We start from the raw sequence: 20,853 nt of genomic DNA on the forward strand, positions 1-20,853 counted from the left end.
GTGTTATTGGTCACTCTGAAAAATAAACTTCAAAAAAGCGTCAAAGTACTTTTTTCTGTCACGGGTTTTGGAGTATTACGAAGACAGACCGCCGAAACCTGCAACACAGGTGGCGTCTCCCAAGACCCAGCTGGATGCAGTTCACTTGAGTCACGCGGTTTCAACTGCGGGGTGAACTCGGTAGTCACTTCGAGGCGCAGCACCGCCAAGGTATTGCGTCGAATGGCTCCCACAAAGGTGACCGAGTATGGATGATCACGGACGTAGTTCTTCCTCCAACCAGCCAATCCTATATGTACTCGATACCAACGTATTGATTCACGATCCAAACGCCCTGCTTAACTTCGAAGAACACCACGTCGCGATCCCGATGACCGTGCTTGAGGAGCTGGACAAGCTCAAGAGCGGGCATCACAGCGTGGCTGCGGAATGCCGTCAGGCGATTCGCCTGATCGACAAGACCCTGGGCGATGCCAGCCCTGAAGACGTTGAACTGGGTGTACCGATCCAGCGTGGCAAAAGTGGGCCAAAGGGTTTGCTGTCAATTCTGATGAGCAAACGTGCCGAACCGAACCTCATTCTTCCCGAACACCTGAACGACAACATCATCATCAACCAGTTGATCGACCTGCACGCGCGCGAACCCAAGCTGCCCGTGGTGCTGGTCACCAAAGACATCAACATGCGCCTCAAGGCCCGTGCCTGCGGAATCGCGGCCGAGGACTACAGCACTGACCAACTGGTTGACGACGTTTCGCTGCTGCCTAACGGCTACCACAACATGGCCGGGTCCTTCTGGGACCTCGTCAGGAATGTCGAAACCCGCCAGGATCATGGCCGCACCTGGCACCAGGTGAAGATGATCGACAATCTGCCGGCGGTGCACATCAACGAGTTCATCATCGACGAACAGGGTTTTGTCGGCTGGATCAAGGAAATCGACGAAGACAAGCTGCTGATTCTCGACCTGCATCAGGAACCCCTGTTGCACCAGGAAGCCTGGGGCCTGAAGCCGCGTGACATCTATCAGAGCCTGGCGCTGTACGCGTTGCTGGACCCGGATATTCACCTGGTCAACCTGACCGGTGCGGCCGGTTCGGGTAAAACCATCCTGGCATTGGCGGCGGCGATCGAGCAGACCATGGTCAGCAAACGCTATCGCCGGATCATCGCGACGCGTAGCGTTCAGGGCCTGGACCAGGAAATCGGTTTCCTGCCCGGCACCGAAGCGGAAAAAATGGAGCCTTGGCTGGGCGCCATCACCGACAACCTCGAAGCCTTGCACATGGATGACGAAAACACCCATGGCAGCGTCGATTACATCCTCAGCAAAGTGCCGTTGCAGTTCAAATCCCTCAACTACATCCGGGGCCGCAGCTTCCAGCAGAGCCTGATCCTGATCGATGAATGCCAGAACCTCACGCCGCACCAGATGAAAACCATCATCACCCGTGCCGGCGCCGGTTCCAAAGTGGTGTGCCTGGGCAACCTGGCGCAGATCGACACCCCTTACCTGTCCGCGACCAGCTCCGGGCTGACCTACCTGACTGAACGCTTCAAGGATTTCCCGAACGGTGTCCATATCACCCTGCAAGGGGTGCCACGTTCGATACTGGCCGAATACGCCGAATCGCACTTGTAACTGCCTCACAAGAACCGGGTGGCCTAAAAACCGCCCGGTTTTTTATGCCTGTCACAAATCCACTGTGGGAGCGGGCTTGCTCGCGAATACGGTGTGTCAGTCGCCATAGATTGAGACTGACACACCGTATTCGCGAGCAAGCCCGCTCCCACAGGGTATATGGGGTGTTCGATAATCCCGCGTGCGAAAAATTGACCCGCAGGTTTACAATCGAGGCTCTTGATCAGGAGTAACCCTGTGCTGACTCATCTCGATTCCCAAGGTCGCGCCAACATGGTCGACGTCACCGAAAAAGCCGTGACGTTCCGTGAGGCGACGGCCCAGGCGCTGGTGCGCATGCTGCCCGAAACCCTGCAGATGATCGTCAGCGGCGGCCATCCCAAGGGTGATGTATTCGCCGTGGCGCGCATCGCCGGCATTCAGGCCGCGAAGAAAACCAGCGATCTGATTCCCCTGTGCCATCCGCTGATGCTCACCGGCGTCAAAGTCGAGCTCAGCGCTGAAGGTGACGACACCGTGCGCATCGTTGCACGCTGCAAGCTGTCCGGGCAGACCGGCGTCGAAATGGAAGCGCTGACCGCCGCGAGCGTCGCGGCGCTGACCATCTATGACATGTGCAAGGCCGTGGATCGCGGCATGACCATTGAAAGCGTGCGCCTGCTGGAGAAGCTCGGCGGCAAGAGCGGCCATTTCCAGGCGGATCAGCCATGAACGTCACCGTGAAGTTTTTCGCCCGTTATAGAGAAGCACTGGGCGTCGACTCGGTGAAGGTTGAAGGCGACTTCGCCACGGTCGATGACGTTCGCGCACTGCTGGCCAAGCGCGACGGCGCCGATGTGTTGAGCGAGCAGAACCTGATGTGCGCCCGCAACGAAGACCTTTGCCAGCTCGACGAACCGGTGAGCGACGGTGATGAAGTGGCGTTCTTTCCGACCGTGACTGGGGGCTGAGCCATGGCGATTCGTGTGCAGGCCACGGCGTTCGATCCGGGCGCTGAAGTCAACGCCATGCATGCCGCCAATGTCGGTGTCGGCGCGGTGGTGAGTTTTGTCGGCTACGTGCGCGATTTCAATGACGGGCTCGAGGTGGCGGGGATGTTTCTTGAGCACTATCCGGGCATGACCGAAAAGGCCCTCGGCAAGATTGCCGTGGAGGCCGAGCAGCGCTGGCCGTTGCTCAAGCTGGAAGTGCTGCATCGCATCGGCGCCCTGGAACCGGGCGAGCCCATCGTCTTCGTCGGTGCCGCCAGCGCTCACCGCCAGGCAGCGTTCGACGCCTGTGCCTTCGTCATGGATTACCTGAAAACCCGTGCGCCGTTCTGGAAGAAAGAAAACACCAGTGACGGGGCGCGTTGGGTTGAGGGGCGTGACAGTGATCATGCGGCGGCGGATCGCTGGAAGCAGTAGTTTCTGCGGCGTTTTCAAATATGCCTTCGCGAGCAAGCCCGCTCCCACAGTAGATCTCCGTGAACACAAATTTTGTGTTCTGCAAAAATCCCCCTGTGGGAGCGGGCTTGCTCGCGAAGAGGCCATCAGCCACACCAAAAATCCTAATGCCCCACCACCCGACCACCGGCCGGCACATCTCCATTCCCCCCAATTGACGACCAATACATAAAAGTCCAGTATGGAATTATAAGTACAAAAAAGGCGTTCCCCGTTTCTGCTCTTCATCTGTCTTGCCAAACCAACAACAACCCGCGAGAGAACGAACATGAAGAAATTCCCCCTCATCACCGGTCTGGCCCTGAGCCTGTTGGCGTGCAGCACTCTGTTTGCCGCCGAGAAAACCCTGCGCATCGGCATCGAGGCGGCTTACCCGCCCTTCGCGTCCAAAACCGACAAAGGCGAAATCGTCGGCTTCGACTTCGACATCGGCAATGCCCTGTGCGCGCAGATGCAGGTCAAGTGCGTCTGGGTCGAAGGCGAGTTTGATGGTCTGATTCCTTCCCTGAAAGTGAAGAAAATCGACATGGCGCTGTCGTCCATGACCATCAACGAAGACCGCAAGAAGTCGGTGGATTTCACCCACAAGTATTACTTCACTTCGTCGCGTCTGGTGATGAAGGACGGTGCCGTCGTCGATGACCAGTACGCCAGTCTCAAAGGCAAGAACGTCGGCGTGCAACGTGCGACCACCACCGACCGTTTCGCCACCGAGGTGTTTGAACCCAAGGGCGTCAACGTCAAGCGCTACGGCAACAACGAAGAGATCTACATGGACCTGGCGGCCGGTCGCCTCGATGCCATTTTTGCCGACACCATTCCGTTGAGCGACTTCCTGGCGATGCCGCGTGGCAAGGGTTACGCCTTTGTCGGCCCGGAGCTCAAGGACCCGAAATACGTGGGCGAGGGCGCCGGGATTGCGGTGCGCAAGGGCAACACCGAGCTGGTCAGCCAATTGAACACGGCGATCGACGGCATTCGCGCCAGTGGCGAATACCAGAAGATTTCGGACAAGTATTTCAAGTCCGATATCTACGGCGACTGATCGGACCTCTTCGCGAGCAAGTCGGATCGCCGCACCGCCGCTCCCACAGTTGAAATGCATTCCAATGTGGGAGCGGGCTTGCTCGCGAAGCTTTTGGCTTATTCAAATGCAGGAAAGTGTTGAAAGTTAATCCCTTCTTAACCGCCTTATCGTTTATTCCCCGACATCTATTCCATACGCCCCCGGGCTCTCCAAGGTCCGGGCCAGCGTGTAGACTTCCGGTCAAACGATATCTAGAAGGGAAACGCAATGAGCGAGGAAACGATGCGGTTGGGCCGTGAGCGGCGCTACCTGGTGTTGCTGGGCATCATCTGCCTGGCACTGATCGGTGGCGCGCTGTACATGCAAATCGTGCTGGGCGAGGCGCCGTGCCCGCTGTGCATCCTGCAACGCTATGCCTTGCTGCTGATCGCGATCTTCGCGTTCATCGGCGCGGCGATGAGCTCCCGCCGCAGCATTACGGTGTTCGAAACCCTGGTGGTGATCTGCGCCCTGGCGGGCGTCGGGGTGGCCGGGCATCACGTCTATACCCAGTTCTACCCGGCGGTCAGCTGCGGCATCGATGTGCTGCAACCGATTGTCGACGGCCTGCCGTTGGCGAAGATCTTCCCGCTGGGTTTCCAGGTTGACGGTTTCTGCTCCACGCCGTACCCGCCGATCCTCGGTCTGTCCCTTGCGCAATGGGCATTGATCGCTTTTGTACTGGTGGTGGTGCTGGTGCCGTTGCTCATTTCGCGTAACCGCAAAGCGCTGCGCTGAGGGCATTCGCCACAACGCTGCATGACCCATGAAAACGCCCCGGTCTTCGTTGAGAGGGCCGGGGCGTTTTGCATTTCAGGCCCAGGTTAAAAGATCGTGATGTGTGGCAACGAGAGGTGTGGCGCATGTGCGACATGTTGTCACAGCGCGAGTGTCGCGAGGCATTTCAGTACGTCGGATTGGTGCATGACTACGCAAGAAAATTGGTCATTTGCGACGGCGCTCGCCTTCTGTTCAGCAATCCCGGACCAGGCAGTTCTAACAGGGCCTGGCAAATTGCCAGAGCCCTTGTCGCATGGGGGTTTGGGCAGGATCGAGGGAAGGGGCGGCTCCTTCGATACTGTCTGAATTGCGTGTGGTAGACCTACTATTTCTGGTGTTTTTGTTGAGAATCAATTTCGATAACATGGCGCACTTTTGCAAAAAGCGTCAAGGATTGTTGCTGGAATGGATAAAAATTATTTCGGGATGAGACATGGTTTATGAATCGTTACATATCTACAATCGCCCGCATTGAATTCCCGACACTGCTCACCCTGACACAGGTGCATGAGCAGCAACAGGGTGTCTAGAGGCCTGGTGGCTTCATGTGACGCCCAGATGTCGGTGCCTTCCAACTATCCGCACCAAATGGAATTGGTCTGTAACAAGGCCTTTGACCACGAATTCGAATAAGAACTCACCGCTGGCCCAGGATTTGTCGAACAGCGTCTGACGCGCGACGGGCAGCCCTTATTCAATCCAAGAAAATGCCAACCCTTGGCAGGGTGAAGTGTTGGCGATCAAAACCCAACTGCATTGCGCAAGCTGCTTTAGAGGTCGTGAGATGAGTAAAAACAGGTACCCCAGGCTACTAGGCTTATTGCCGCTGATCGGCACGTTGTTGCTGTCAGGCTGCAACATGACCTTGCTCGATCCCAAGGGCCAGGTTGGCCTGGACGAGCGAAACCTGATCATCACCGCAACGCTGCTGATGCTGTTGGTCGTGGTTCCGGTCATCGTCATGACGTTCCTGTTCGCCTGGAAATACCGCGCGTCCAACACTGACGCCGTCTACACGCCGAAATGGTCGCACTCCACCAAGATCGAAATCGCGGTGTGGGCTGTTCCAGTGCTGATCATCATCGCTCTGGGTTACGTCACCTACAAATCGACCCACGCCCTGGATCCATACAAGCCGCTGGAATCCGACGTCAAGCCGATCACCATCGAAGTGGTCGCGCTGGACTGGAAGTGGCTGTTCATCTACCCGGAACAAGGCATTGCCACGGTCAACAAGATCGTGTTCCCGGCGCACACCCCGATCAACTTCAAGATCACTTCCGACGCCGTGATGAACTCGTTCTTCATCCCTGCTCTGGGCGGCCAGATCTACGCGATGGCGGGCATGCAGACCAAGCTGCACCTGATCGCCAACCAGAACGCTGAAATGGACGGTATCTCCGCCAACTACAGCGGCGCGGGTTTCACCGGCATGAAGTTCAAAGCTATCGCCACCTCTCAGGAAGATTTCGACGCCTGGGTCAGCGAAGTCAAAAAGGCACCTAAACAGCTTGAAAAAGCTGAATACGAAGCCCTTTCCAAGCAAAGCCAGAACAACCCAGTCGAGCTCTACTCCTCGGTCACGCCGAACCTGTTCCAGATCATCGTCGACAAGTACGAAGGCATGAAACCGGGCAAGCCGATGCACCACGAGAAGAAAGAGAAAGAAGTGGCCCACATGGAAGGGATGGACATGAGTTCGCATTCAGCTGCCGGGGCAGAGGAGTAAACGATGTTTGGTAAATTAAGTTGGGAAGCGGTCCCGTTCCACGAACCGATCGTGATGATTACCATCGCCATGATCGCGCTCGGTGGTCTGGCGCTGTTCGCTGCAATCACCTATTTCAAGAAGTGGACCTACCTGTGGTCCGAGTGGCTGACTTCGGTCGACCACAAGAAAATCGGCGTGATGTACATCATCGTTGCCATGGTCATGCTGCTGCGCGGTTTTGCCGACGCCATCATGATGCGTACCCAGCTGGCCATGGCCACCGAGGGTTCGCCTGGCTATCTGCCACCTGAACACTATGACCAGATCTTCACCGCTCACGGTGTGATCATGATCATCTTCATGGCGATGCCATTCTTCACCGGCCTGATGAACCTTGCAGTGCCGCTGCAGATCGGCGCGCGTGACGTTGCCTACCCGTTCCTGAACTCCCTGAGCTTCTGGCTGCTGGTATCCGGCGTAGTGCTGATCAACCTGTCCCTGGGCGTCGGCGAATTCGCCAAGACCGGCTGGGTTGCCTATCCACCGCTGTCGGGTCTGCAATACAGCCCTGGCGTGGGGATGGACTACTACATCTGGGCGCTACAGCTATCCGGGTTGGGTACGACGCTGACGGGGGTCAACTTCCTCGCCACCGTGCTGAAAATGCGTACCCCTGGCATGAAGCTGATGGACATGCCGATCTTCACCTGGACCTGCACCTGGGCCAACGTCCTGATCGTGGCGTCGTTCCCGATCCTGACCGCTACCCTGGCACTGCTGACGCTTGACCGTTACATGGATTTCCACATTTTCACCAATGAACTTGGTGGCAATCCAATGATGTACGTCAACCTGTTCTGGGCCTGGGGTCACCCCGAGGTTTACATCCTGATTCTGCCGGCGTTCGGGATCTTCTCCGAAGTCATCTCGACCTTCTCCGGCAAGCGTCTGTTCGGCCACCACTCGATGATCTACGCCTCGGGCGCGATCTCGATCCTGGGCTTCATGGTCTGGCTGCACCACTTCTTCACCATGGGTTCGGGTGCCAGCGTCAACGCCTTCTTCGGTCTGGCGACGATGCTGATTTCGATCCCGACGGGGGTGAAGCTATTCAACTGGCTGTTCACCATCTACCAGGGCCGTCTGCGTTTCACCAGCCATGTTCTCTGGACCCTGGGCTTCATGGTGACCTTCGCCATCGGCGGCATGACCGGCGTACTGCTGGCCATTCCGGGTGCTGACTTCGTTCTGCACAACAGCCTGTTCGTGATCGCGCACTTCCACAACGTGATCATCGGCGGCGCGGTATTCGGTTACATCGCAGGCTTCGCCTTCTACTTCCCGAAAGCGTTCGGCTTCAAGCTGCACGAAGGTTGGGGCAAGGCAGCGTTCTGGTTCTGGATCACCGGCTTCTTCGTCGCGTTCATGCCGCTCTATGTACTGGGCTTCATGGGCATGACCCGTCGTCTGAACGCCACCACCAACCCTGAGTGGGTGCCGTACCTGTACGTGGCCCTGTTCGGTGCGGTGATGATTGCAGTCGGTATCGCCTGCCAGTTGATTCAGCTGTACGTCAGCGTGCGTGACCGCAACAAGCCGGAAAACATGTGCGAACACGGCGACCCGTGGAATGCACACACGCTGGAATGGTCGACCTCGTCGCCACCACCGTTCTACAACTTTGCCGTACTGCCAAAAGCAGAAAGCATCGACCCGTTCACCGAAGCCAAGGAAAACGGCACCGCGTACCAGGCTCCGGCCAAGTACGAGCCGATCCACATGCCAAACAACACCGCGACCGGTGTGGTCATGGGTGCTCTGTTGACCGTGTTCGGTTTCGCGATGATCTGGCACATCTGGTGGTTGGCTGCATTCGGCCTGATCGGCACCGTGGTGTACTTCGTGATCCACGCTGCACGTGATGATCAAGGCTATATGGTGCCGGTCGACGTGATCGAGCGCATCGAAGCCGAGCAGCACAAGCGTCTGGTAGCGGCCGGGAAAGTTCCAGCCACCGCCACCCGTGTTGAAACCTCGTTGGAACAGGCTTAAACCATGTCGAACTTAGTGACCAATGCTGGACACACCCATGTCGATGGACATGGGCACGATGACCATCACCACGACTCGGGCGAGATGACCGTATTCGGTTTCTGGCTCTACCTGATGACCGACTGCATTCTGTTTGCGTCGATCTTCGCGGCGTACGCGGTACTGGTTAACAACGTAGCGGGTGGCCCGTCGGGCCACGACATCTTCGAACTGCCATACGTACTGGGCGAAACCGCTCTGCTGCTGTTCAGTTCGATCACCTACGGCTTCGCCATGCTGGCGTTCTTCCGGGGTAACAAGAAGCAGGTCCTGGGCTGGCTGGCCATGACCTTCCTGTTCGGCGCCGGCTTCATCGGCATGGAGATCAACGAGTTCCACGTGCTGATCTCCGAGGGCTTCGGCCCTAGCCGCAGCGGCTTCCTGTCCGGGTTCTTCACCCTGGTCGGCACCCACGGTCTGCACGTGACCAGCGGTCTGATCTGGATGGCGATCATGATGTACCAGGTGCAGAAAAACGGCCTGACGGCGACCAACAAGACCCGTCTGAGCTGCCTGAGCCTGTTCTGGCACTTCCTGGACGTGGTGTGGATCTGCGTATTCACCGTTGTTTATCTGATGGGGACTATGTAAATGGCTAACGCACACTCCCACGACGACGCCAACCACGGCAGCGTCAAGTCCTACGTCATTGGCTTCGTCCTGTCGGTCATCCTGACCCTGATCCCGTTCGGTCTGGTGATGTACCCGTCGCTGCCGAAAGCCCTGACCCTGTGGATCGTACTGGCCTTCGCAGTCATCCAGGTGCTGGTGCACCTGGTGTACTTCCTTCACCTGGACCGTTCGGCCGCGCAGCGTAACAACGTAATTGCGTTTGTATTCGCCGCGATCGTGATTGTCCTGCTGGTCGGCCTGTCGCTGTGGATCATGTTCAGCATCCACACCAACATGATGGCGCACTGAGGTAAATCCGGATGTCCTTGAAGCACTTTATCCAAATCACCAAACCGGGGATCATTTTCGGTAACGTGCTTTCAGTGGCAGGCGGATTTTTCCTGGCCTCGAAAGGGCATGTCGATCTGGCCATATTCCTGGCCGCCATGATCGGCACGTCCCTGGTGGTGGCTTCCGGTTGCGTGTTCAACAACTGCATCGACCGCGACATCGACATCAAGATGGAACGCACCAAGAACCGGGCGCTGGTCCAGGGCTTTGTCTCCCTGAAACTGGCCCTGGCCTTCGCGACCGTCCTGGGTGTCGCCGGCGTTGCGTTGTTGTACAAGGTGGCTAACCCGTTGGCTGCATTGTTCGCGGTGATCGGTTTCGTCATCTACGTCGGCTTCTACAGCCTGTACCTCAAGCGCAAGTCGGTTCACGGCACGCTGGTGGGCAGTCTGTCGGGCGCGATGCCGCCGGTGATCGGTTACGTCGCTGTGACGAACAGCTTCGACATGGCCGCGCTGACGCTGCTGGTGATGTTCAGCCTGTGGCAGATGCCGCATTCCTACGCCATCGCGATCTTCCGCTTCAACGATTACCTGGCCGCATCGATTCCGGTGCTGCCGGTGAAGCGCGGGATTCAAGTGGCGAAGAAGCACATCCTGATCTACATCCTGGCCTTCCTCGTGGCGACCTTGATGCTGACCTTCAGCGGCTACGCCGGCATGAGCTACCTCGCCGTCGCCGCGGCCATGGGCATGTACTGGCTGTACATGGCCTGGACCGGCTACAAGGCAGTGGATGACACGGTCTGGGCACGCAAGCTGTTCGTGTTCTCGATCTTCACCATTACCGCGTTGAGCGTGATGATGTCCCTGGACTTCAAAGTGCCGACCGAGCTGTTGCTGACGTACGCGCCTTAAGCGTCGGATGCTGTAAAGAAAAACCCCGCCCTTTGAGAGAAGGAGCGGGGTTTTTTATTGGGTGTTTTCTGGTGGACCGAGTTGCCGCCTTCGCGAGCAAGCCCGCTCCCACAATTGGATCAGCGTTGACGCAGCTTTTGTACTCGACGTTGAACCCCTGTGGGAGCGGGCTTGCTCGCGAAGGCGGTGTGTCAGGCAACATGGCTGTTGGCTGATATGGCCTCTTCGCGAGCAAGTCGAATCGTCGCACCGCCGCTCCCACAGGGGCGGTGGAAGTTATTTACTTTGTGTGTCGAGCAACCGGAAGAACCGGTCGCGCACCTGGGTGTTGTCGCTGTGCGCCACGTTGAAACGCAGGAAGTGACTGGCATCCGGCGCTTTGCTGAGCAAGGTGCCAGGTGCCAGCACCAGGTCGATATCCAGACCATTCCTCGCTAGCGTTTCGGCATGCAACCCTTCGGGCAGTCGCGTCCAGAGAAACAACCCCTCATGCGGCAGCGATGAAACCGAGCAACCGGCCTCTATCAGCCAACTGGTCACTCGACTGCTCGACTCATACAGCCGATCCACCGTGCGCCGGGTATGTTTGGCATAGCTGCCATCGCTGAGCATCGTGCAGATAATCTGCTCCGCCAGTTCCGAGGTCATGCCACCGCAGGCCATTTTCAGGGTGACCATCCGGGCGGCCAGTTGCGGTGAAAGCACTGCAAAGCTAACCCGGCTATTGGCCGTCAGGGTCTTGGAGAAACCGGAGACGTAACTGACATTGTCCAGCCCGCCCGCTGCCAGGCGCGGCGTGTTTCGCTGTTGCAAGTCGCAATACAAATCGTCTTCGACGATGTGGAAACCATAGCGGTGGCTCAACTCCAGCAACCGGTAAACCTGCGCCGGGGAGAACGAGTGCCCGGTCGGGTTGTGCAGGGTGTTGTTGGTCATGTAGAGCACGGGCCGATGGGCAATCAGCAATCGCTCGAAGGTCTCTAGGTCCATGCCATCAGCCCCACGGGGGATGGTGATGACCCGGGCACCATGCAAGGCCAGGTTGGTGTGCATGGTGAAGTAACACGGATCGTCGAGCAGTACCGTATCGCCGGGTTTGACCAGCAGGCGCATCAGCATGTCGATGGCCTGCACGGTGTTGGCCGTGGTGACGATCTGGTCCACCGGCACTTCGATGCCGATGGCCGACAGTTTGACCCGCAACGCCTCGCGCAGCGGCAGGTAGCCGGCCGCGACGCCGTATTCGCCCATGCGCAGGGAGGTGGCGCGAAGGGTGCCGCGCACGGCTTTGAGCAATTCTTCCGCCGGCAGCCACGAAGAAGGCAGAAAACCGGCGCCGGGGCGCAGCGAGCCATTGTCCTGCAGGACCGCGCGGCGGACCACGCTCAGTGTGTCTTGAGGTTGCAGGTCCGGGCCGGCATCGGTCTTGAGCGTGGTGCTGGAACGGTGCACGTAATGCCCCGAACCCTGGCGTGAAACCACCAAGCCCTTGGCCCGCAAGCGGTCCAGCGCATCCACCACCGTGGATTTGCCCACGTTCATCAACTCGGAGAGTTCGCGAATCGGTGGCAGCCGGGAGCCATGAGGCAGCCCGCCCTGGCTGATCGCCACCGACAATTGATCGACGATCTGCTGGACCAGCGGTACACCCGGCTGGAACTCGATGGCGGCGATCACTGCACGCTGAACCTGCATTTTACTGGTCTCTCCGGCAGTAAAGTTCGTTTGATTCTATACGAACTTGCTCTGATGAAAACAAGCGACTCTCTCTACCATCACCTTACAGACTTTCCTGTTGTTCGCGCTGGGCGCCTGAACAATCGCCGGTTCCAGAGGTGTTGCATGAGTGTTCAAACAACGATCGCCGTCGCCAAACCGGTGATCAACATTCGCCTGTTCACGATCCGGATCATCACCGCCGTGTCGCTGTTTGCCGTGCTGGGCAAGGCCAACGTCTGGCTCGACACCGCCACCAACAGCGTCCTCGCCCTCGGTTATCGGGCCTTGCTGTTGCTGCTGCCGCTGACGTTGCTGGTGCTGGGCCGTCGGTCTCTGAGCGTTACGCTGCTGTGTGCCGCCCTCGGGTTGGTGTTGCTGGCGGTCACCAGCAACCAGGGCATGGTGATGTTCGCCGCCGCGTTATTCGCCTACGGCATCGCGATTGCCGGTTACCTGATCAAGAGCGAAGCCGCCCAGACCAAAGAGGGGGCGGCCTACAACCGCGTCGCCATGAACATGGGCAGTCTGGTGGCGGGGCTGATTCTGCTGTCACCGCTGCTGACTCCAACCCTGTTTTTCCTCGGCGCCGCGGGTTTCGTTCTGCTGTGCCTGCCCATTGCCATGGGCGCGACGTTCACCACCCAACCGGTGGTTGCAAGCCCGGTGACCCATGACGGCAGCGGCTGGCGCAACAAACTGCCGTGGGTGATCGCCGGCGTCATCATGGGCATCAAGTTGTTTGGTGTGTTCTCGATTCTGCCCCAGGCGATCCTGCTCAAGACCGGTGAATTGCCGGCCTGGTATGGCTTGATGCTGATCCTCAACAGCGCCGTGGTGGTGTTCGCCCAGGTGCCGGTGATGAAACTGATAGAGCGCACCGGGCGCTTCAAAGTGGTCGCTGTCATCGGGATCATCATCGGCGGCTTCGCCGTGCTCTCGTCGCCGGATGCGTTCCACGTCGAAACCCTCGCCGGCGCGTTGATCTGGGTCGCGCTGCTGTCCATCGCCGAGTGTGCGTTCAGCTACCTCGATTACTTCTCGGTCAAACAAAACAACATGTTCGTCAAGGAAGTGTCCCTGGGCGTCGGCGCCGGGCTGACGGTGCTGATCATGCGGGTCATGCCACCGCCCTACAGCGCCCTGGTACTGGCTGCCATCGGTGCGGGCGGCATCCTCGCCTGGTACTGGCTCAACCGTAGATCCAACGCGTCACTGCACGACTGAGTCACCGCGTTTGCATTTTTTACTCCACAGGTCGGAGGCTTCATGAATACGACGTCATGCGTAGTAGTGGTCGGGTACAACGGCAATCGGGTTCACGATATCCAGAAGCTGCGCGACCTCTGCAAGAATCTCTATAACGCAAGGCTGATCCTGGTGGTCGAGCAGATTCAAGCCGATGACGATCAGGTGGCGGATCACGTCTGCACGGCCTCAATGGCGCCGCTGGACATCGCCGATTCCGTCGACCTGCTGGTCGGTTGCCTCAGTGCCGATCGCTGGAAGCTGATAGGCGTCCTGCCTTTTTCCGACCGTGGTGTGTTGCTGGGGGCCGCGCTGGCCACGCATTTCGGCCTGCCCGGCATTACCCCTGGCGAGGCGCGTGCGGGGCTGGATAAACAGATTTTTCGCAAGCTGGAAGCGGCCGCCGGCACAGCACCCGAGGATTACCGTCCGGTGTTTTCCGCACGCATCGAAAGCCTCGGCGAACTGCGTCAGCGAGTGGTCGAACTGGGCGGCAAAGCCTTCATCAAACCGGCCTGCGAAGGTGCGAGCAGAGGTTGTCGGGTCATCCATCATCCGTCCGAATGCGACGAGGCCTGGCAGGCGCTCAAGCCGTATCGCGAAGGCGGCATCGTCCTCGAAGAGTTGATTCAGAACGCCCGGGAATACAGCTGGGATTACGTCGCGGGCAGCACCTGGGTCACCGAGAAAACCACCACCGAAGGTGCCTATCGCGCGGAAATCCAGCAGGTGGTGCCGGCCCCCTTGGCGGCTGACGTACAGGCGCGCCTGGCGGCTGCCGGTCGGCATATGTCCGGACTGGTTTCGCTGGAAAACGGTGCCTATCACAACGAGATCTTCCTGCGCCGCGACGGCCTGACCTCGGCGGTGGAAACCAATATGCGCCCCAGTGGCATGCACATCTGGGACCTGGCACGTCTGGCGTTTGTCGATTTCGATCCGTGGGAACGCTGGGTCAGGTGGGCGGTGGAAGGCAAAGTCGAGCATCACGATCCCGTTGCCCGTGGTTATTGCGGCATTCGCCTGCTGCGGGCGCCGGCCGGCGGTCTTTTGCGCTACGTGCCGGACATCGAATCCCTGGCCCGGGAGCTGAACATCGAGCTGGTCGAGGCGGTGTACGCCAAGCGCCTCAGTGATTCAGTCACCGCACTGGTGAAAGACAACACGTCGTTTATCGGTCACATCGTATTGTTCAGCGAAGACTACGGACAGCTCAGCGACAACCTGCTGCGCCTGGCAGAGGCCATCGAGTCACGCGTCGAAGTGACCTGTCTGGCAGCGCCGGCGAGAGTCGCGGGCTGAGCCTTCGGGATCAATGTTTCAAGCATTATTGGTTAAGAGGGTTGGGTCAATGATTGAAAAAAAAATGTCGTGTGACGAACGCTTCATCGCCCTGGCGAAAGAACTCGACTATGACATCTACGGCGAGAACACGGCTGGCGGGCATTACGCCCCGCTGATACGGCATCAGGACGAACTCTACCTCAGCGGTCTGGTACCGCGCATGAGCGGCAAGATGCAGTACCCCGGCCGGGTGGGGCTGGAGCTCAGCCTGACGGACGCTCAAGCCGCCGCCAGCATCAGCGCCATGCGCGGCCTGGCCTTGATCGTTGACGCCATTGGCTCGCTGGACAAAATAAAGTCGCTGATACGCATCACGGTTTACGTGAAATCCACGGCAGACTTTGTTGACCTCAGTGAAGTCGCCAACGGCGCATCGGATGTTTTCAGTCATGTGTTGGGCGATGCGGGGAAACATACCCGAACCACTGTCGGCGTCTATCAGTTACCGAAAAATGCCGCCGTAGAAGTTGACATGATTGTGGCGCTGCGGCCCTCGGTGTTGTGAGTGTTAGTGGGCCGGCTTTACAGTAATAGATTGTTCGCCTAGTGTCTGGTCACTTAAGTCGATAATAAGTCGGTGTTTGTGGATGAATAACATTCAAGGTGAGTTTTTTTCATATAAGGACTTTCGCCAGAGTTTGAACCCGCCGCCGCTCAGTGCACGGGTGTGGAAGGGTGGTGAACTGACTGACATGCGTCAGAGCCTCGAGGCCAGCGAGGTCGATATTGTCGCGCTGGCTCACGGCAACAGCACCGAAGGCTGCAAGTTGACGCCGGGGATGGCGGTGTCCATGCAATGGTTGAAACCGGGCACGACGCTGAATGGCCATGCGCATTCGTGGTGGCACCTGTTCATCATTCAGTCCGGCAGCGGCACGTTGACCCTGGGCGATGCCGATGCAGTGAGCATCAGCCCCGGCGACGTGATGCTGGTGCCGGCCTGGACCCGGCACGGCTTCGTCAACACCAGCGCCACTGAACCGCTGGCCATGCTGAACATGAGCAACCTGCCCCAAATGGCGCAGCTCTCCACTGCGGCAGACGCCACGGTCTGACACGCTCAACCTTCCCCTCTTTTTGCCCACCAGGGAGTCCGCATTCGCAGACTCCCTTTTTCATTTCTGCTACCCCTCCTGGCCAGGTGTGTTTTGAACTTCTGTATCCGTAGAAACAGATAATTTCTGTATCTGTTCAGCGCTTAATCAACTAACTACGATCGGCTCCAATGCAATGGATTATTGTGGTTAGTGCAAGGGAGCGTTCTATGGAAAGTACGAAGCTGAAACTCTATGTTGGCGCAGATTTTGTCAGTGCTTTTGCGATGTCGGCATGTGTGGCGTTGAAGGAAAAGCAACTTTCATTTGAACTTGTCATGTTGGACTTGAAAGCGCGCGAGAACTATCTGGAAAGTTATCGTGATGTATCGTTGACCTGCAAAATCCCCACGCTGGTTCACGATGGTTTTGCACTGTCGGAATCTTCGGCCATTGCCGAATATCTGGAAGAGATAGCGCCGGGGCATCCAAAACTGTTCCCGCTGGACCTCAAGCAGCGCGCCCGCGCTCGTCAACTCCAGGCCTGGTTGCGCAGTGATCTGCTGGTCATTCGCAAAGAGCGCCCGGCGGACCTCATTTACTTCGGCAAGAAAGACACCCCGTTGTCGGACGAAGCCCAGGCAGCTGTCGGAAGACTGTTCTTTGTCGCCGACCGGTTGCTGGAGGAGGGCGCCGATCACCTGTTCGGTGACTGGAGCATCGCCGACACGGACCTGGCAATCATGCTCAACCGACTGGTTGCCAATGGCGATCAGGTTCCTGCGCGGCTCGCGGCGTATGTGCGCCGGCAATGGGATCGCGACAGCGTCCGGGCCTGGATGGATATAGAGCGCGCAGCGCCGGCCCATCAGTAAAAAAAAACGCCAGGCAATCACCAGGAGCGCTGCCATGCAGGGACTGTCGGAGCAGGAAAGATACAAACCCTATAACTCACGCACCATCCGCGACACGCCGTACTGGCAAAAACTGACGCCAGCGTTGCAGGAAGCCATGACCATCGTCGCCCGGGTCATGCCGTTTCGCACCAATGAATATGTCCTGGGCACATTGATCGACTGGAACAACATTCCGGATGATCCGATTTTTCGCATGACCTTTCCTCACAAGGACATGCTGTTGCCGGACGAGTACGCGTCGCTTAAACAGTTGATCGAGCGCGATGACGCCGTCGCCATCAAGCGCCGGATCGAGGCGATCTGGCTGCGCATGAACCCCCATCCGGCCGGGCAGCTGACGCACAACAGCGCCACCCTGGACGGAAAAATCCTGCCGGGCATACAGCACAAGTACCGCGAGACCGTGCTGTTTTTCCCCGGTGCCGGTCAGACATGTCACGCGTACTGCACGTTCTGTTTCCGCTGGGCGCAGTTCATCGGCGAGGAAGAACTCAAGTTCAACGCGCGTGAGTCCCAGGAGCTGGTGAATTACCTGCGGGTGCACACCGAGGTGACCGACGTGCTGATCACCGGTGGCGATCCGATGATCATGAACACCCGCTCACTGGCGGGGTACATCGAGCCGCTGCTGGAACTGCCTCACCTCAAAAGCATCCGCATCGGCACCAAGTCCGTGGCGTATTGGCCGCAACGGTTTGTCAGCGACAAGGACGCGCCGGAGCTGCTGGATCTGTTTAAACGGATCGTCGCGGCGGGGAAGCACCTGTCGGTCATGGGCCACTACAACCACCCGGTGGAGATCCGCCAGGACATCGCCCGTCAGGCCGTTGAGCGCATTCGCTCCACCGGCGCGACCTTGCGCATGCAGGCGCCGGTGATCCGCCACATCAACGAAAATTCCGCCGATTGGGCGGCACTCTGGACCGAAGGTGTGCGGCTGGGAGCGGTGCCTTATTACATGTTTGTCGAGCGCGATACCGGGCCTAGCCATTACTTCGCGATGCCGCTGGCGCGGGCGTTCGGGATTTTTCAGGCGGCTTACCGAACGGTGTCCGGGTTGGCGCGCACGGTGCGCGGGCCGTCCATGAGCACGTTTTACGGGAAGGTGTTGATCAACGGCATCGAGACCGTGGCCGGGGAAAAAGTCTTCGTGTTGCAGTTTCTTCAGGCGCGCGATCCGCAGTGGGTGTTGCGCACGTTCTATGCGCGATTCGATCCGCAAGCAACCTGGTTCGATGAGTTGCGACCGGCGTTTGGTGAGCGCTCGTTTTTCTTTCAGCCGGAGCCTGTTGCAGCGCCCGAATTGATACCGGTCCTGCTCGAAACGGCGTAGGACGATTCATCAGGAGATAGGGACATGAGCAGTATTCCGTTTGATCAGCGAGAAGGTTTTATCTGGCTCGACGGCGAGTTCGTCGAGTGGTCCCAGGCGCGACTGCATGTGCTGAGCCATGGTCTGCATTACGCAAGTACGGTGTATGAAGGGGAGCGCGTCTACAACGGCAAAATCTTCAAACTGCGCGAACACAGCGAGCGGCTGTATCGCTCGGCACAGTTGATGGATTTCGCGATTCCCTATGAGCTGGCCGAACTGGAAACGGCCAGCCATGAACTGCTGCAACGCAACAACGTGGTCGACGGTTATCTGCGGCCGGTGGCGTGGCGCGGCAGTGAAATGATTTCCACCTCGGCCCGCTTCAACCGCGTGCACGTAGCGATCGCCTGCTGGCAATGGCCGAGTTACTTCGACCCGGCGGGGCACATGGGCGGTATTCGCTTGAAGACCGCGCAGTGGCGTCGTCCGCCGCCGAGCAGCAGCCCGTTCGAAGCCAAGGCGTCCGGTCATTATCAGATCGCCACGCTCAGCAAGCACGATGCGGAAAACAGTGGTTATCACGATGCGCTGATGCTCGACTGGCGGGGCCACGTCGCCGAAGCCACCAGCGCCAACGTGTTCTTCGTCAAAGACCGGACGCTGCACACGCCGCTGCCCGATTGCTTCCTCAATGGCATCACCCGCCAGACCGTTATCGAATTGGCCGGGGCGCTGGATTACCAGGTGGTCGAGCGCACGATTCTTCCTACGGAGCTTGGCGACTTCGATGAGTGTTTTCTGACGGGCACCGCTGCCGAAATCACCCCCGTACAGAGCATCGACGAGCAGCGCTATCGACCGGGCGGCGCCTGCCGCGACTTTATTGCCGCTTACACCTCAACCGTTAACGCCTGATAAACCGCCAGGAACACCACCATGTCAGATCAAGGGATTGTTGCGTCTACACCTTACGTTTCACTGGGCCACCGCCAAGAAGAATTGTCGTCCCGTGGCTGGACGGTGCTGACACCGGACGAATTTGCCGACGATGTCGTAGGCACGCTGCATGACTTCGGTCCGGTCATTCCGCAATTCAACGGACAGACTGCGTTCGCCATTACCCGCAAGCCGGGGTATGAAGCGTTGCCGTACTCCCAGAGCATGAACGGCATCGGCCCGCACACCGAAGCGCCGGTCTACGGACCGCCGCCGCGCTATCTGGCGCTGCATTGTCATCATCAGGCCACGTGTGGTGGCGGGCATACCGGGCTGGTGGACGGGTATAAGTTCCTGGCGTTCCTCGAACGCGCCGAACCCGAATTGCGCGAATGGATCGACGACACCCCCGTAGAGTTCGTGGCCACCGCCAAACCCGGAGAAGCCGCGCAACGCAGGGTCAAGGAATACATCCTGACGCCTACAGAGGACGGGGATATTTTCCGCTTCAGTTACAACCAGTTTCACTACGGCGATGTGAATCCTTCCGAGGACGATCTGCAGCAATCGAAGGTGGCGAACAGTTCATCGCCGCTGGCCAGGTTTGCGATGCTCGGCGAGGAATATTTCATCCAGCACAACACGCCGGTGCTGATTCCCGACGGCTGCATGCTGATTTGGGACAACTGGCGAATGATCCACGCCCGCAGTCGATACACTGACCCGGCGCGAAACCTGACCCGCTACTGGCTGGCCTGATTCATCCGTCGCCCACTATTCCATCGGCGTACCCCTCGGCGGGTACGCGTCCTACAGGTATCGCGTCATGCAAACAGCAATCGAGATCGCCAAGGTCGATCATCAACTGGTCGTGCGGCTCAATCAGGCCTGGACCAAAAGGGCCACGGTGTGCGCGCCGGACAAGGCCTCGGTCAGCGAAGCGTTCGATCCGGCACGCCCGGATTATCCGGAGTGCATGGTGCCGTTTTTTCATCACCCGAAATTCCAGGCCCTCAGCGACGAGCTCAAAAGCACCGTGGTGACTTGGGGCTGGATTGGCTACAACCTGCGTACGGTCACGGCCGAAGAGCACGTGGTGAACCCGGCGCTGAGCGTCATCGCCAATCAGTACCTGGGCAAAAACGACTGGCATTTTCGCGAGGCGATGCAGCAGACGTTGATCGACGAGCACTACCACACGCTCATGCACCTTCGCGCCATCGAGCGAACCAAAGAGGAACGCGCGCTCGATCAGGATCTGGAGCTGCCGCCGTCGGTCACCTATCTGCGCCTTGTTGCGCTGCGCGAAGCGTTGCCCGAGCAGTGGCAGCGCGACCTGGCGGCGATCACCTTTGCGGTGGTGGCCGAGATCAGCGTCAACGCTTACCTGGATCTGCTGGCCGACGATCAGACCATTCAACCGCAAAACCGCCGCGTGGCAGAACTGCATAACCGCGACGAATACGCCCACAGCAAGATTCTCGCTGAGGTGGCGAAGGTCATGTACGCCAACATGCAGCCGACCCAACGGGCATTTTTCGCACAGACGTTGTCGGTGGCGCTGAGTGCCTTTGTCGCTCAGGACTACTCGATGTGGGAGGCGATTCTGACGCAGCTCGGCGTCGAGGATGCTGCACTGATCATTGCCGACACCCGGGAGAGCAACAAGAACGCCACGATCATGCGTGACTACAGCGGCCTGCATCGTCTGGCGCAGGATCTGGGGATTACCGACGAGATCGATTTCGACTTCCGTCCGACGCTCAAAGCGGCGGCTGTGGCCTGATT

Annotated in this window: 21 protein-coding genes; 20 read left to right on the forward strand and 1 reads right to left on the reverse strand. The window is 58.6% G+C overall.

Annotation, left to right across the window (positions count from 1 at the left end):
* Window positions 1-247: 247 nt before the first annotated feature.
* From ACA073_RS04775 to cyoE, 11 genes are all read left to right on the forward strand, one after another.
* Complete coding sequence (locus ACA073_RS04775; RefSeq protein ID WP_497402005.1) at window positions 248-1,642, forward strand: PhoH family protein; 1,395 nt, start codon at window positions 248-250, stop codon at window positions 1,640-1,642.
* Window positions 1,643-1,879: 237 nt separating this feature from the next.
* Window positions 1,880-2,353, forward strand: a complete 474-nt coding sequence (gene moaC, locus ACA073_RS04780) for a cyclic pyranopterin monophosphate synthase MoaC (protein ID WP_059406245.1) — start codon at window positions 1,880-1,882, stop codon at window positions 2,351-2,353.
* Window positions 2,350-2,592 (forward strand): molybdopterin converting factor subunit 1, encoded by a 243-nt coding sequence (moaD, locus tag ACA073_RS04785; RefSeq protein WP_214380762.1) that lies wholly within the window; start codon window positions 2,350-2,352, stop codon window positions 2,590-2,592. Before moaC ends, moaD begins: the two co-directional genes overlap by 4 nt.
* Window positions 2,593-2,595: 3 nt before the next feature.
* Window positions 2,596-3,048, forward strand: coding sequence for a molybdopterin synthase catalytic subunit MoaE (gene moaE / locus ACA073_RS04790; protein WP_461951791.1), 453 nt, complete (start codon window positions 2,596-2,598; stop codon window positions 3,046-3,048).
* 307 nt (window positions 3,049-3,355) lie between these two features.
* Complete coding sequence (locus ACA073_RS04795) at window positions 3,356-4,132, forward strand: ABC transporter substrate-binding protein (protein ID WP_497402006.1); 777 nt, start codon at window positions 3,356-3,358, stop codon at window positions 4,130-4,132.
* Between the two features lie 249 nt (window positions 4,133-4,381).
* Window positions 4,382-4,891, forward strand: coding sequence for a disulfide bond formation protein B (locus ACA073_RS04800; RefSeq protein ID WP_461951789.1), 510 nt, complete (start codon window positions 4,382-4,384; stop codon window positions 4,889-4,891).
* A gap of 826 nt (window positions 4,892-5,717) precedes the next feature.
* Window positions 5,718-6,662 (forward strand): ubiquinol oxidase subunit II, encoded by a 945-nt coding sequence (cyoA, locus tag ACA073_RS04805; protein ID WP_497402008.1) that lies wholly within the window; start codon window positions 5,718-5,720, stop codon window positions 6,660-6,662.
* 3 nt (window positions 6,663-6,665) lie between these two features.
* A complete protein-coding gene (gene cyoB, locus ACA073_RS04810) occupies window positions 6,666-8,696 on the forward strand; it encodes a cytochrome o ubiquinol oxidase subunit I (RefSeq protein ID WP_497402010.1) in 2,031 nt (676 codons plus the stop codon).
* Between the two features lie 3 nt (window positions 8,697-8,699).
* Entirely contained in the window at window positions 8,700-9,326 is a 627-nt protein-coding gene (locus ACA073_RS04815) for a cytochrome o ubiquinol oxidase subunit III (protein WP_497402012.1), read from the forward strand.
* Window positions 9,327-9,656: a cytochrome o ubiquinol oxidase subunit IV gene (gene cyoD, locus ACA073_RS04820; RefSeq protein WP_497402014.1), complete on the forward strand. Its 330-nt coding sequence runs from the start codon at window positions 9,327-9,329 to the stop codon at window positions 9,654-9,656.
* An 11-nt stretch (window positions 9,657-9,667) separates the two neighbouring features.
* On the forward strand, window positions 9,668-10,555 hold the full coding sequence (cyoE, locus tag ACA073_RS04825; protein WP_497402016.1) for a heme o synthase: 888 nt from the start codon (window positions 9,668-9,670) through the stop codon (window positions 10,553-10,555).
* Window positions 10,556-10,831: 276 nt separating this feature from the next.
* On the opposite strand, the gene ACA073_RS04830 is transcribed toward cyoE, so the two are convergent.
* On the reverse strand, window positions 10,832-12,250 hold the full coding sequence (locus tag ACA073_RS04830; RefSeq protein WP_497402018.1) for an aminotransferase-like domain-containing protein: 1,419 nt from the start codon (window positions 12,248-12,250) through the stop codon (window positions 10,832-10,834).
* A 147-nt stretch (window positions 12,251-12,397) separates the two neighbouring features.
* On the opposite strand from ACA073_RS04830, the gene ACA073_RS04835 reads away from it, so the two are divergent.
* The 9 genes from ACA073_RS04835 to ACA073_RS04875 all read left to right on the forward strand — a co-directional run bounded on the left by ACA073_RS04835 (window position 12,398) and on the right by ACA073_RS04875 (window position 20,851).
* Window positions 12,398-13,498, forward strand: coding sequence for an MFS transporter (locus tag ACA073_RS04835; protein ID WP_497402020.1), 1,101 nt, complete (start codon window positions 12,398-12,400; stop codon window positions 13,496-13,498).
* A 42-nt stretch (window positions 13,499-13,540) separates the two neighbouring features.
* The gene (locus ACA073_RS04840) at window positions 13,541-14,821 is read left to right on the forward strand and encodes an ATP-grasp domain-containing protein (protein WP_497402022.1); all 1,281 of its coding nucleotides are present in this window, start codon (window positions 13,541-13,543) and stop codon (window positions 14,819-14,821) included.
* A gap of 49 nt (window positions 14,822-14,870) precedes the next feature.
* A complete protein-coding gene (locus tag ACA073_RS04845; protein ID WP_497402024.1) occupies window positions 14,871-15,368 on the forward strand; it encodes a RidA family protein in 498 nt (165 codons plus the stop codon).
* 82 nt (window positions 15,369-15,450) lie between these two features.
* Window positions 15,451-15,918 carry a cupin domain-containing protein gene (locus ACA073_RS04850; RefSeq protein ID WP_497402026.1) on the forward strand — a complete coding sequence of 156 codons (468 nt, stop codon included), beginning with the start codon at window positions 15,451-15,453 and terminating at the stop codon, window positions 15,916-15,918.
* 209 nt (window positions 15,919-16,127) lie between these two features.
* A complete protein-coding gene (yfcF, locus tag ACA073_RS04855; RefSeq protein WP_497402028.1) occupies window positions 16,128-16,772 on the forward strand; it encodes a glutathione transferase in 645 nt (214 codons plus the stop codon).
* A gap of 34 nt (window positions 16,773-16,806) precedes the next feature.
* Window positions 16,807-18,147 (forward strand): KamA family radical SAM protein, encoded by a 1,341-nt coding sequence (locus tag ACA073_RS04860; protein WP_497402030.1) that lies wholly within the window; start codon window positions 16,807-16,809, stop codon window positions 18,145-18,147.
* A 24-nt stretch (window positions 18,148-18,171) separates the two neighbouring features.
* Window positions 18,172-19,044, forward strand: a complete 873-nt coding sequence (locus ACA073_RS04865) for a branched-chain amino acid aminotransferase (protein ID WP_497402031.1) — start codon at window positions 18,172-18,174, stop codon at window positions 19,042-19,044.
* 21 nt (window positions 19,045-19,065) lie between these two features.
* Window positions 19,066-19,824, forward strand: coding sequence for a TauD/TfdA family dioxygenase (locus ACA073_RS04870; RefSeq protein WP_497402033.1), 759 nt, complete (start codon window positions 19,066-19,068; stop codon window positions 19,822-19,824).
* 67 nt (window positions 19,825-19,891) lie between these two features.
* Window positions 19,892-20,851 (forward strand): diiron oxygenase, encoded by a 960-nt coding sequence (locus ACA073_RS04875; protein WP_497402035.1) that lies wholly within the window; start codon window positions 19,892-19,894, stop codon window positions 20,849-20,851.
* The last annotated feature ends 2 nt before the right edge of the window (window positions 20,852-20,853 follow it).

It is taken from the genome of Pseudomonas sp. LBUM1670, assembly GCF_059695695.1.